This is a genomic window from Vibrio sp. 10N.247.311.51 (genome assembly GCF_041467855.1).
Taxonomy (GTDB): domain Bacteria; phylum Pseudomonadota; class Gammaproteobacteria; order Enterobacterales; family Vibrionaceae; genus Vibrio; species Vibrio coralliirubri.
Genome location: NZ_JBFSVK010000003.1, coordinates 71,413 through 84,975, shown reverse-complemented (window position 1 = coordinate 84,975; position 13,563 = coordinate 71,413). Strand labels below are relative to the sequence as shown.

The following is a 13,563-nucleotide window of genomic DNA, read 5'->3' as shown; positions in this document are numbered from 1 at the left end:
ACCAAGTTCGAGCTAAACGCGAGGCTTCTAGCTAAGCGTAAAATTAGAGCTAGCCACGTTTTACTAAACTTCTTGGCACTAGCTCAATACCAGCTTGATAGCGTTTAGCTGACGCGTTCAAAGCAAGTGCAAAAGCACTATCGGCAATCACTTCGAATTGCTGTGGCAGTGAATGAACTTTAAAAGGTAAGAAATCCAATAAACGGTTATCACCAAAGGTTGCCAGTTTCACTTGATTGATCAGCTCTGGCTTTTCAACCATCACATCCAATACACCTTCTAGTAAGGTATAAGACATAGTGACAATGGCATCGGGCACTGTGCCTTTGGCAATCCAGCCCTCAAAAATCTCACGTCCTGATTCTCGGTCAAAGTGCTCGCCATAACCGACAACCATCGGCTTGTTTTCTGTTAGCCCTGTTTGTTGAGTATGTGCTTTATTCGCCGCTTCAAAACCCAACTGACGTTCTCGCGAAATGTTCAGATCAGGTAGTGCGCCAATAAGGCCAACACTGTGAATGCTGTCATCAAGAATCGAGTGCGTCAGTTCAAATGCAGCTTCGAAATCTTCACTGATCACACAGGCAAAGTGCTCATCATCTAAAGGACGGTCAATCGCAATAACGGGTGTGCCTGAGTTTTGCAGTTTCAAGTAGAACTCATTGGCGTCTGGCATAGAGCTCGCCACCAGCAAGGCATCGATACGACGGCTAACAAGCGCTTCCGCAACTTTACGTTCGGTTTCAGCGTCATCATCTGAGCAACCAATCAAAATTTGATAACCCACTTTACGTGAGTTCTGCTCTATCAATTTTGCTAATCGCGCGTAACTGCTGTTTTCCAGATCAGGAATAATCAAACCAAATGAACGGCTATTACCAGCGCGCAGCGACGAAGCAGCATGGTCTGGTCGGTAGTTATACTCTTCCACCACTGCCATTACTTTCTGCTGAGTCTTTTCACTGATTCTGTATTTCTGCGCCTTGCCATTAATCACATAGCTGGCTGTCGTTTTCGACACACCGGCTAGTTTGGCAATCTCATCTAGTGTCATATGGGTGACCTGTATTTTGTGCGTAGGATCATATAACCAATCTTCTGATCCTTGGATTAGTTGAATTATATGCTGAATCGATTCAGTATAAAAGCTGAAAGGATTCAGCAAAATCTGAAAAGTGACTTCAATCATCCTTTTGAATGGATTGAGCGTCATTTGTCGTGATTCAGCTTCTTGTTGTTAACGAAACTGGAATTACGACACGCAGCAAAACTATTTTGAAAACCAAAATCGGCTTTGCTGAATTTTTTTACACTGAATGCTGAACCGATTCAGCAATTATAAAACAAAGAGTTAAGCAACGAGTTAAGCTCCATAAATCTTGCTCTAGACTGAATCGTAGCGATACACAAATTCTCAAGCGATACGCTAAAGAGGCACCATGCTTAAATTATCAAAATCTGACATCACTCTAGGCCAAACTGCCGAAGACAAATTCAAAGCAATCCAAAACATTGCTGGCGACCTGGCAGCTAAAGGTTTAGTTGACTCTGGTTACGTTGAAGGAATGCTGAACCGTGAAAACCAGAACTCTACGTTCCTAGGTAACGGCATAGCGATTCCTCACGGAACGACGGATACTCGTGGCCTAGTAAAAGAGACAGGCGTTGCAGTACACCACTTCCCTGAAGGTATTGATTGGGCAGACGGCAACCGTGTTTACGTGGCAATTGGTATTGCAGCTAAATCTGACGAGCACTTAGGCATTCTTAAGCAGCTGACCAAAGTTCTGGCGGCTGACGGTGTTGAAGATAAATTAAAGCAAGCGAAATCAGAAGACGAAATCATCGCTCTACTTAACGGCGAAGTTCAGCTTGAAGCCGACCTAGACGCTTCTTTAGTTCAGCTACTGTTCCCTGCGAGCGACATGATTCAAATGTCTGCAGTTGCGGGCGGCCTACTTAAAAACACAGGTTGCACAGACAACGCATTCGTTGCTGACCTAGTAACAAAAACACCGACTCACCTAGGCCAAGGCCTGTGGTTGTTGGGCAGCGATAAAGGCGTAACACGCACTGGCGTATCTTTCGTTTCAACAGCGAACCATTGTGAATACGAAGGCACACCAGTGAAAGCATTAGTCGCATTCGCCGCTTGTAACAGCGCGCACCAATCTATTCTGGCAAACCTAAGCAAGATGGTTTTCGAAGGTAAACAGCAACAACTGTTAACCGCTGACGCAGCGCAAGTAATTGGCCTTCTAAAAGGTGAAGCGGTTTCTACAGCGTCTCAAGACGATGACAACTGCGCAGTATTCAAAATCAAAAACGCACACGGCCTACACGCTCGTCCGGGCGCAATGCTAGTCGCTGAAGCCAAGAAGTTTGAATCAACAATCCGCGTTTCAAACCTAGATGGCGACGGAAAAGAAGTGAACGCGAAGAGCTTGATGAAAGTGATCGCACTTGGCGTTAAACACGGCCACCAGCTGCAGTTTGTTGCTGAAGGTGATGATGCTGCTCAAGCACTTGAATCGATTGGCAAAGCTATCGCTTCAGGCCTTGGCGAAGGTTAAGGAGTCGATATGTCTGATAAACAAATCAAAGCCGTTACTGTAACGCTTAACCCTGCTCTAGACCTGACAGGCGCTATCGACGCACTGAATGTCGGTTCAGTGAGCCTAGTAAACAAAGGCTCTCTGCATGCAGCAGGCAAAGGCGTAAACGTAGCAAAAGTCCTTTCAGAGCTTGGCGCAAAAGTAACCGTGACAGGTTTCCTTGGTCGCAATAATGAAGAGGCCTTCTGCCAACTGTTCGAACAGATGGGCGCAACGGACCGCTTTATCCGTGTTGATGGCGCGACTCGCATCAACGTGAAACTGGTAGAGAACTCAGGCCAAGTTAGCGACATCAACTTCCCTGGTGTTCCTGTTGACGCTGACGCGATTAAAGCGTTTGAAGAAACCTTACTAGAACTGGCTGAAGACCACGAATACTTCGTGATTGCAGGCAGCTTGCCACAAGGTATCTCTCCAGAGCTTTGCGCTTCTTGGGTTCAACGCTTACACGATTTAGGTAAAAAGGTGCTATTTGATAGCAGCCGTGACGCACTTAAAGCCGGTATCAATGCACAACCCTGGTTAATCAAACCAAACGATGAAGAACTGTCTCAGCTGTTCAATGCAGAGCTGACAACTCGTGACCAATGCCAACACGCGGGCCAAGCCCTAAGTGAAAAAGGCATCGAGAACATCGTGGTATCACTTGGCGCTGAAGGCGTGATGTGGCTTAACCAAGGTGAATGGTTACATGCTCAACCACCGCGCATGCAAGTAGTAAGCACGGTAGGCGCAGGTGACACATTGGTTGCTGGTCTATGTTGGGGTCACATGCAACAGATGCCAAAACCAGAACTTATTAAATTCGCAACCGCCCTATCTGCTCTAGCAGTTTCACAGGTAGGCGTGGGCATCACCAGCCAACAAGAGCTGGATTCAGTACTACAAAATATCCAATTACAGTCGCTTAGTGCTCCAACTAGCCAGTTAGACACAAGCAAATAGGACAAAAGGTTTATTATGAATATTACCATTATCACAGCTTGCCCTAGTGGCGTAGCAAACAGCATCATCGCAGCAGGCTTGTTAGAGCAAGCGACAAAAGCACTGGGTTGGAACGCCGCTATTGAATGTCAATCAAGCGTATTACCTGACTCAACTGTATCGCAAGACGCTATCGACAGCAGCGACGTTGTAGTTATCGCAGCCAACACAAACGTTGATAAAGCGCGCTTTGTCGGCAAGAAAGTATACCAAGCAGCTATCTCTGAATGCACAGCTGATGCAAAAGCGTTTCTAGAGAAAGCGGTAGCAGAAGCAACGGTATTAGACGCTTCTCAAGTTCAAAGCACTGTTGAAGTGACTGGTACGTCACCTGCTACAGGTAGCAAAAAGATCGTAGCGATCACCGCTTGTCCAACTGGTGTTGCACACACCTTTATGGCCGCTGAAGCGCTTGAAGCCGAAGGCAAACGCCTAGGTCACCAAATCAAAGTAGAAACTCGCGGCTCTGTAGGTGCGAAAAACCAACTGACAGACCAAGAAATCGCAGACGCTGATCTAGTTATCATCGCAGCAGATATCGACGTTCCTCTTGATCGTTTTAACGGCAAAGCGCTATACAAAACAACAACAAGCCCTGCTTTGAAGAAAACAAAGCAAGAGATGGAAAAAGCGTTCGCAGAAGCTAAACCATACCAACACACTGCTTCTTCAAATTCAGCACCTGCTGACGAGAAGAAAGGTGTGTACAAGCACCTAATGACGGGTGTTTCACACATGCTTCCTGTGGTTGTTGCGGGTGGTTTGATCATCGCACTCTCTTTCGTATTCGGTATCGAAGCGTTTAAAGAAGAAGGCACACTGGCTGCAGCACTGATGACTATCGGTGGTGGTTCTGCATTCGCTCTAATGATTCCTGTTCTGGCTGGTTTCATTGCATTCTCAATTGCTGACCGTCCGGGTCTGGCTCCAGGTCTAATCGGCGGTATGCTGGCTAGCTCAACAGGCGCAGGCTTCCTAGGTGGTATCGCAGCAGGTTTCATTGCCGGTTACGCAGCGAAATTCATTGCCGACAAGGTTCAACTTCCACAATCCATGGAAGCCCTCAAGCCAATCCTGATCATTCCGTTTATCGCGAGTTTGTTCACTGGTCTTGTGATGGTTTACATCGTGGGTGGCCCGGTTTCTGGCGTGATGAGCGCAATGACCACTTTCCTAAACAACATGGGAACGTCTAACGCGATTCTTCTGGGTGTGATTCTAGGCGCAATGATGTGTTTCGACCTTGGTGGCCCAGTAAACAAAGCAGCTTACACATTCGGTGTTGGTCTACTGGCTTCGCAAACTTACGCACCAATGGCAGCTATCATGGCAGCAGGTATGGTTCCAGCTCTAGGTATGGGCCTTGCGACTTTCCTAGTGAAAGACAAGTTTGAAGCGGGCGAGCGTGAAGCAGGTAAAGCATCATTCGTTCTTGGCCTATGTTTCATCTCTGAAGGTGCTATTCCATTCGCAGCGAAAGACCCAATGCGTGTTATCCCAGCTTGTATGGCAGGTGGCGCACTAACTGGCGCTCTATCAATGATGTTTGGTGCACAACTAATGGCTCCACACGGTGGTCTATTCGTACTACTGATTCCTGGCGCTATCTCTCCAGTTCTTATGTACCTAGTGGCAATTGCAGCGGGTACAGCGGTAACTGGCTTTGGTTACGCAGCTCTTAAAAAGATGAGCGACTCTAAGGCAACTGCAGAGGCTTAATCCCCCTACTCTGTTTAGATGACAAACAGAGACTCTTGATAAACTGTTCCTTGAAACAGAACAAAGGCTCCTCAATTGAGGAGCCTTTTTATTATTCGTGCATTTTCCGGTCGGAATGAGTTAAGTACAATATTGGTATATTTGATTAGCTACTTAGTGTTTCTTCAAAGACACCCAGTTCACGACCAAGCCATGTAGCTCTTACTGTGTGATCCAAAGTTTCTTCACCGCCAGTCACAGGGTGAATAAGCACCGACATATCACCGCGCTCTTGCTCTAGCCATTCAACAATACCCGACTCTTTGTTTGCAAAGTGAATCTCAAACATCGGCATCTTATGTGGACCAACCAAACGCTGTATTAATGGGAAAACCTCTAATACATCTTTACGTTCCGATAGAATTTTCTGACGCAGTGTTTCTGCCTGCTCTGCAAAACGCAGAGGGAAATAGATATGACCGTGGTACATGGCACCATCCTTTAGAATTATGATGCGAACAGTTTAACCTGCTTTCTCTAGCAAGGACAGCCAACCAATGGCAGCCGAAGTATTAAACATCATGTAGAAGACTGATCTAGCTGAAATTTCTAGAGCATTGCAACAAAAACGCCACACGTAGTTTAAGTGTGACGTTTGTTTTTAAGCTATAAAATGCTTTAGCAATAATTAGTGTTAGTAAATTGAATCAACATTCAAAGGACTGTTCTTTGGTTTCTCTAGTTTTAATTGCTCAACCGCACTAAGACCTTTAGAGCTAATTCCGCCACTATAAGACTTCGTGCCATCAGCATTAGTCATTGAAGTTTCGCCCACGTTCCAAGCAACAAAGAAATCACTTAAGTCATAGTTTGAAACGTAGGAGCTACAAACCATCATTAAGTCGCCACCGGTTAGCCCAGTATCTTTGGCACTACAATAGTTTTCAACCGCATCACCCTCTGTATCACCTCGAGCTTTACGGTGCATAAGTTTGAACATATTCCAGCCTTCATCTTCACCATACACATCAGATTGGCTTGCGCCGCGTGTATACCAATCATCAATTGCAAAGTTCGATTTTGCCCAGATTTTTAGCTGACCAAACATAACTAATCGTAAACCTGCATCACCATGTGACCACGCATGTTCATTATTAAGCTCTAGCCATTTAGGTGCTTTCTTAATATCCGATTTAATACGATCCATTTCAGGGTTTGCATTGCGCCCCTCTAACTCCTGCATATACAACGCAAGAAGGTTATTGGTCACTTCTGTACTACCAGCCGCTAGGAAAGGAGCTGATGCTAAGTTATGACCCACCTCATGCCACAACAGCCAGTCGTTCACTGGGTTGGTTGGAATGTATGTCCGATTTGCGTTAAAGCTTGAGTTCATCACTGGGTAGCCAGAGTGAGCCGCACCAATCGAAATCTGCACGTCATTCACAAAACGATGGCGGAACGCCTTCAGTTCTGGATAAGTGAACCTACGGTGTAAACCATCGTTTTGTTTCTGATCACGCCCGTAGAAGTCACTTGCCGCTTCGGCGAATCGATTCATATCAGTTGCGAATTGGTTCAAATCAGCGGATTCTAGATTCCTGATTGGTGTCGTATAAATAAATGAACCCGTATCGATTTCTGCAATTGGAGCCTCTGCCGATTGAATAGAGTTAATCCACTCCCCCTCTTTCCACCAAGCCGCTTTTAACGCGCCATTAATGCTAAACGAAACTTCACCAAGCTCTTTTACTTTTGGTTGAATGTAAATAAGGCCACCATATGGAACCTTGAAAGTTAAGCTCGATCCATTGTAGTCAAAGCTGGTTTGCATACGTGGAGGACGTTTCAAACTCGTTTCGTGATTCGGCTTACCTGTAAGATCATCCGCCATCATCACGGTAATCGTAGCTGCCACACCGTCTTCAATGGATACTTCTTGTAATTGAGGTGCCCACACACCTGTAGATTGATTATTCCCTGCGGAATATGTCACTGCTTTACCGTTGGTTTGAATCATTACCGTACTTGACGAGGATGCGCCCGAGGTTCGACCCGGATACATTGTGGTATCAACAACGATTTCATGATCCCAGAATGAGCGCCCCAACATGATACGAGTCAGTGGCTTTTCCATATAGTTCAACGGGTAACTAGGATTCAACTGTCCCGATAACTCACCTTCACCATGAATCATTCCATTAGCGACTAACGACGCTTTTAGGTCAACAGGACACTGTGCATCCATTGTGTCTGTTTGATGTAAGTCTTCGGTATAACAGTTAAGGAACTGAACAGCTTGCTTGAACCCCAACTCATCTTGCATGTCTGTTTCAAAACGATATGCGTTGTCGTTCCACATCCAAACAGACAGGTTATCAAACGCTTGATTCAATTCGCTGTTAGACAGACGCTTGCCTTGATTGCCTTTCGTGCGATAGTAAATTTCATGCTCATAAAGCGCCGTAAAGTTAGTGCCCAAGTTTGCTGCTTTCACCATACTGTCGACAACGGTTTTGCTTACTTCATAGCGGTCGAAATCGGCTCTATGATAAGCACCACGAACAGTAATTCCGTCTCCAGAACGAGTCTCTATACAGTTAAATTCGTATTCATAATCGTTTGTACAAAGATCAGTTGCAGCAAATGCCGATTGCAGTTCTTTGATCGCGGCTTCACGCTCTTCTGCGGATTCAACAAAGATACGTGCGGATTTTGTCTCCATTACTGTTACACCAGACGCATCAAGCACTGGCTTCCCTTCAGCGTCTAACTTAGTAACCTCATAAGTCGGGATCTCAAACTTAATCTTGGACTCATCTTTGATCCACTCAACCGTACCATCTTGATTTACCGTGAATGGAGGCTCTCCTTGGTTATCTTGAAAACGCTCAAGAACCACCATTTCCTTTTGGCTCTTCACGTGAAGATTAGGATAAGGTGCTTGGCAGTAATAAGAGCTACCGCAGAAAGCTTGGTTTGTCGGCGTAACGTTTTCACCACCAAGAGATACACCTACGGCATCTGCCAAGCGTCCAATAGGTTCAGGGTTAGTCGTTTGAATCGCATCCATAAACAAGATATTGCCACCGCCATTAACATAGTTAATAAGAGACGTAATATCATCTTGGTTTAAGTTCGGGTTATCCAAGTCAGCAACAAACTGGTTAGTCATGCCATCTTGAACCAACTTAGGTGGGTATGCCTGAAGGATCAAAATCGGCGTATTGCTCGCCTCCAAATCATCAAAGTCACCTGAACCACGCTTTTCTACTGATGCAAAACCATACTGAGGACTAACAAAAAACGTGTACTGCTTACCCATTGTGGAGTGGTGATAAGCCGAATAGGCTTGGTCAATATTGGTGACGGCATTCATCCCAGCAATAGGCAAACCATTATTGAACCACTCAAACAAGTTCGAGAAAAACAACCTCATGCTGCCTTGGTCATCATGCAGTAGGTTTTCAAACGTCGAAACAGTGCACTGTTGTTTGTTGTTGTCGATATGTAATGTGCGATTAGCCCAATAATTCTCTGGGCATGACAGAATACTTGGATATAAGCCATTGCCCATGAACACGACCTTACCTTTGCCTATCTCGCCTGCAGTAATGAATGGAAAACCATAAGTCGCGTTGTCTTCAGAGACTAAAGGAATCGGAGGCATCGAAATGCTTGGGTGTTGTGCGATGTAAGGCTTGCCTTCACGAGTCCAAGCCTGTTGCTCACCAAAATAAAGCTCACGGTTTTTATCAGTTCTTGGCATCATCACAGGGAATGCTCTATTCGATATGTTTAGAGCTCGCATACCACGGGTATACCCAGTCGCACCGTAAAAGCTACCATTGTCATTGAAGACATGGAATGTGGTGACGTTGTGGAAGATTTGCTGCAGAGACTCTGTAACATACTGACCAGAATCCATAGATAAAACGGCAGGTTGACGAACATAATCCATAAACTGAGGCGTTTGGCGCAGCTGCTCATCAATGACTGCCGTTAACCCTTGGCTAAACTGACCCACAAACTCATTAGGAAGTTCGAAGTCTGTACCCTCTATCAGCCCCCCATTTGGTAGGTTTAGGTTGATCAGTTCATTTATAACGTTAGGGTACTTTGAAAAGGTATCTTGGACTTCTTCAGATATCTCATAATAACTTACATGATCAACCGCGTAGCGCTCTAGTAATGACTGGATATTCGCTTTCTCAACCACATTATTGGTCACATCAGACAATTTATAAGCAATCTGATTACCCGTAATGGAGCCAAACTCAAACGTATCAATACCAAAAACGATTCTGTCGCCCCACAGGTACTCGAAGATTCCCTCTTCATCCGTCACGCCCGTCGCGTTAGCCGAAAAGAAACTGATCCCAGAAATCGGCGTACCATTAGCATCTGTAAGCTTACTGCGAGTTAACACCTTGCCTTCAACACTTGGCTTATAAGCATAGGTAGACTCCGCGTCTGCAGAAACAAAACCAGCGTTAAGGTTATTGTCCGCATTAGGGTCAACCGCAGGAACAACAGTTGTGTCTACGTGTGAACTAGGAGCCTTACCTACTTCATCGGTAGACTCTTCTTCTTTCGATGAAAAGTACGCATCGACAGCATCTTGATCATCAAGTTGCGAGAACACATCCTCAATATCAAAAGCATCCAGTTCTTTTAAACAGATAGCGCTTTCAGTCTCACAAACATCAATTGATTCGAGTACCTTGGTAACGTTGTCTCCATGTAATTCTGTCAACTCAAATGCCGCATGAAGCGCATCATTTGAAATCGTGCTTTCTGTGACTTCAGGGAGAGGAGCCGTGAAATCACCTAAAGTAAGGTGACCCAAGGTACAACTAAAACTCACGCCTTGTTTTACACTGAACGTTCCGTTTTCAAGATGAATGCCGTCACAGTAAACATCTCCAGAAACAAACGCCCCGCTCGACAATAGTGAACCGATGTAAGTTGTTGGGGGAATAATATCTGTTGGTGGAATAATGTCAGTCGGCGGAAGGATATCCGTTGGTGGAACAATATCTGTCGGCGGAAGAATATCCGTTGGTGGAATAATGTCTGTTGGAGGAACCGTATCAGGGCCATCACTATAGCTTAGTGAGTCGTGATTACACCCGGAAAGAGCCGCGGATATGATAGCCAACGCAATTAAGTTTTTTTTCATTGAGCGAAGTTAGTCGTAATTTTAAATGGACCGTTATCTTATAGATTTACTCCATCTCGATGACTATTGTTTTTTGTCTTAACCACAAAGACCATTACTCATAAGCGATTGAATAAAATAAATAAAAATATAATTGAGACTTTCATTCCAATTGCAAAACATCTCCCTACCTTAAAACGAAAAAACACCATATCTCGATTGAGATATGGTGTTTCTACTCAATAGCTCTTAGCCAATTTGGTATCACGTAAGTAGCGGCGCAACTGCATCACAATACTAAACATCACCCCCACCAAAAACAGCGTGATGACAATGCTGGCGCCACTTGGCAAATCGTAATAAGCCGACACCGCTAAGCCCGATAAAATACCGACAGTGCCAATCCCAATACTCGCGATAAAGAAGCGAACGCCTTTATACGCAGCTGCACATAACGCAGGTATCACCAGTAACGCAAACTCCAAATATATCCCAGTCAGCTTTACGGTGATCGGCATCAATATAGCGAAGATAAGATAAAAACCACTACCCTGCATAAATTCAGGCTTTACGCTAATCAACACCAACATCGCGGTTGTGATTATTGCCAATGGCCAAACGTCATCCCAGGTAGACCACAACAGCTGCCCGTTGAGAATGCCTTGAATAAAATCGGCGCCATGAGGATCTTTGCTGACCAATAGAATCGCTAATGAAGCCGATACCACAAACAAACTTCCTATCATTGGTTCTAAGTGTTGTTTGTAACGCTTTTCCATTAACGCAATTAATCCGCATAGCAACAATGACATGACCCACGGGCCAATCATCTCTGAAAACCAAGAGCCACTAAACAGTGCATATCGGCTCAGCCAATACTGGCTCAAGGCAGCGCCAAGGGCAGCCACTTGCGCGACAGCGAGATCAATAAAGATGATCTGGCGCTTGAGGACTTGCTCCCCAAGCACGATGTTGCCAACTAATGCTATTAATCCACACAATACTGCAGGTGCCAGCCAGTCATACTCATTCAACATTACGATCTCGTTGAGGTGTCTGGGTTAACGAGCGTTCTCAGCAACTCATCAATGACTTGATCGTACATTTGATCAAGGCTCTGACCTTCTGCAACCGTCAATGGTAGCTGTATCGTAGGCTTGTTGATCTGTTGGTTAAGCCAATTAGCAGGACGCTGGTCTTGGTGTGATGAATACACAATCGCATCAAACGACGCGGGATCCAATTTGGTCAATGACTGTAAATGTGACGTAGTCGGTGATATCCCAGGCTTAGGTTCTAAATCAGCAATCTGCGCCATATCTAACCAGTCAAAGAGGTAACGATATGTAGCATGATACCCGACCACCTTTTTACCTTGTAACGGCTCTGCTTTCGTTTCCCACTCTGCCAATTTATTACGCCAGTTAGCACGAAACTTCATGCCATTACGCATATAAGTATGTGCATTATCAGGATCAAGCAATTGCAAACGTTTGGTGACTTCCCTTGAGATCGGGATCATATACTCAGCAGCAAACTGAACATGTGGGTTTCCGTGAGCATGGATGTCTCCCATACTTCGATCGACATGGTCATGGGTATCAAGCATACCTACCATATCGCTCGCGTATAACATGGTGGGCGCGCTATCTTGAACCGCAGGATTACCACTGCGTACTTGCAGCATTGGTAACCAGCCTACTTCTAATTCAGACCCTGAACACATTGCCATATCAGCTTGACGCATTTTGGCAATAAGTGATGGTCTTGCTTGAACATAGTGCGGGTCTTGCTTAGCCGTAGTCGCCGAATAGATGTTGGCATCAGGAGCGTGACTATGAACAAGAGCTTGCCATTCAGGCTCACAAACGAAAATATTCAACGCCATTACAGGCGAAGATGCCATTATAGATGAAGATACAATGGCAACACCTGTTGCCATTGTAAGTTGGAGTTTCCTAGAATGCATGAGCACCGTGCGCCCCAAAGGTCATCACATACTGAAGGGTAAATACGTTATCTGTCTCTTTACTTTGGTTTTCAACGCGAGAGTATTGTGCTCTAACTGTACCAAAATGAGATGAATCCCAAGCGATCATTGCATCTGCTTCTTTGTCGTTCATTGCAGTAAAGTGCATGTGGTCACCATGTGCGTGTCCATCATAGCTTTCCGCTTCACCGTAGCGCAGGCCAGCAGACCAGCTTGGGCTAAATCGGTATACACCCGATACATAATAACCTGCTAGCGTATCTGGTGACTCTGCGTCATTTTTGTACTTGTCATCAACGATGCCATCTAACAGCATGTACTCAGCTGCAAGTGTGAAGTTTTGGTATTTGTAGTTACCGTTCGGAGCCCACTTCCATACAAAATCAGCACCGTATAAGTTTGAGCCCGTAACCGCCGCACCGTGGCTATGATCGTGGTCATCGTCATGCCCGTGATCATGGTCTCCAAACTCACGAACTTTACCGTTTTCATTTCGTAAGTAGCTCAAACCAAACTGCCAGCTTGATGACTCTGAAAAGTCATCACCCAGCTTAAGAGTTGTAGTGTAAACACCAACGTCAGAGCCATCATCAACAGACGACATCTTGCTACCACTTAACGCTTCAACGCCGAACTTCACATACAGATCTGTAGGAAGAACGATGTTTGCACGAACACCATCATCGTAATAATGAGAGCCTAAGAATGTGCGGTAAGCGGCAGGACGCTCAACAAAGCTATCAGTATGCATGTGTTGGTTATTCAAGTAACCAAAGTCTGATAAGAAACGACCACCTCGAATGCTTAAACCGTAAGGCATCGTCAGTGTTTCAATGAAAGCTTCTTCGAGCAGTAATTCAGTCTCATCATCGTGAGTTTCAATAACCGTAGTCAAAGAGCCATAAAACTTGTCATCAATATTCGCAGACATGTTCAGCTCTGTATGACCAAGACCAAAGCCTTCATCGCGCTCCGAGTTATTACGTTGACCGTCTTGATAATAACCATCAAGAACAACGCCAATTTGAGGGTTTGACAACGTGTCGGCAAAAACAGGGGAAACGAGAATGCTACCAACCGCTAGAGAAACCAATTTTTTATTCACAACTTTTTCC

General features: G+C 45.1%; 9 protein-coding genes. 3 read left to right on the top strand and 6 right to left on the bottom strand.

Features of this window, described 5'->3' with window-relative positions:
* Positions 1-49: 49 nt before the first annotated feature.
* On the bottom strand, positions 50-1,054 hold the full coding sequence (gene cra / locus AB6E85_RS04380; protein WP_004730297.1) for a catabolite repressor/activator: 1,005 nt from the start codon (positions 1,052-1,054) through the stop codon (positions 50-52).
* A 385-nt stretch (positions 1,055-1,439) separates the two neighbouring features.
* Here cra and fruB point away from each other — a divergent pair, with 385 nt between their 5' ends.
* Genes fruB through fruA form a run of 3 tightly spaced genes read left to right on the top strand, consistent with a single transcriptional unit; the run spans position 1,440 to position 5,318 of the window.
* Positions 1,440-2,573, top strand: a complete 1,134-nt coding sequence (gene fruB / locus AB6E85_RS04375) for a fused PTS fructose transporter subunit IIA/HPr protein (RefSeq protein ID WP_372141609.1) — start codon at positions 1,440-1,442, stop codon at positions 2,571-2,573.
* A 9-nt stretch (positions 2,574-2,582) separates the two neighbouring features.
* Entirely contained in the window at positions 2,583-3,560 is a 978-nt protein-coding gene (pfkB, locus tag AB6E85_RS04370; RefSeq protein WP_372141608.1) for a 1-phosphofructokinase, read from the top strand.
* A gap of 15 nt (positions 3,561-3,575) precedes the next feature.
* Positions 3,576-5,318 carry a PTS fructose transporter subunit IIBC gene (gene fruA / locus AB6E85_RS04365; RefSeq protein WP_248400949.1) on the top strand — a complete coding sequence of 581 codons (1,743 nt, stop codon included), beginning with the start codon at positions 3,576-3,578 and terminating at the stop codon, positions 5,316-5,318.
* A gap of 145 nt (positions 5,319-5,463) precedes the next feature.
* On the opposite strand, the gene AB6E85_RS04360 is transcribed toward fruA, so the two are convergent.
* The 5 genes from AB6E85_RS04360 to AB6E85_RS04340 form a co-directional block, all read right to left on the bottom strand.
* The gene (locus tag AB6E85_RS04360; RefSeq protein WP_017082518.1) at positions 5,464-5,787 is read right to left on the bottom strand and encodes a DOPA 4,5-dioxygenase family protein; all 324 of its coding nucleotides are present in this window, start codon (positions 5,785-5,787) and stop codon (positions 5,464-5,466) included.
* A gap of 204 nt (positions 5,788-5,991) precedes the next feature.
* Positions 5,992-10,479 (bottom strand): SslE/AcfD family lipoprotein zinc metalloprotease, encoded by a 4,488-nt coding sequence (locus AB6E85_RS04355; RefSeq protein ID WP_372141605.1) that lies wholly within the window; start codon positions 10,477-10,479, stop codon positions 5,992-5,994.
* A 218-nt stretch (positions 10,480-10,697) separates the two neighbouring features.
* Positions 10,698-11,492 (bottom strand): metal ABC transporter permease, encoded by a 795-nt coding sequence (locus tag AB6E85_RS04350; RefSeq protein WP_372141706.1) that lies wholly within the window; start codon positions 11,490-11,492, stop codon positions 10,698-10,700.
* A 2-nt stretch (positions 11,493-11,494) separates the two neighbouring features.
* A complete protein-coding gene (locus tag AB6E85_RS04345) occupies positions 11,495-12,400 on the bottom strand; it encodes a metal ABC transporter solute-binding protein, Zn/Mn family (protein ID WP_372141603.1) in 906 nt (301 codons plus the stop codon).
* Between the two features lie 16 nt (positions 12,401-12,416).
* A complete protein-coding gene (locus AB6E85_RS04340; RefSeq protein WP_372141601.1) occupies positions 12,417-13,553 on the bottom strand; it encodes a hypothetical protein in 1,137 nt (378 codons plus the stop codon).
* Between the last annotated feature and the right edge of the window lie 10 nt (positions 13,554-13,563).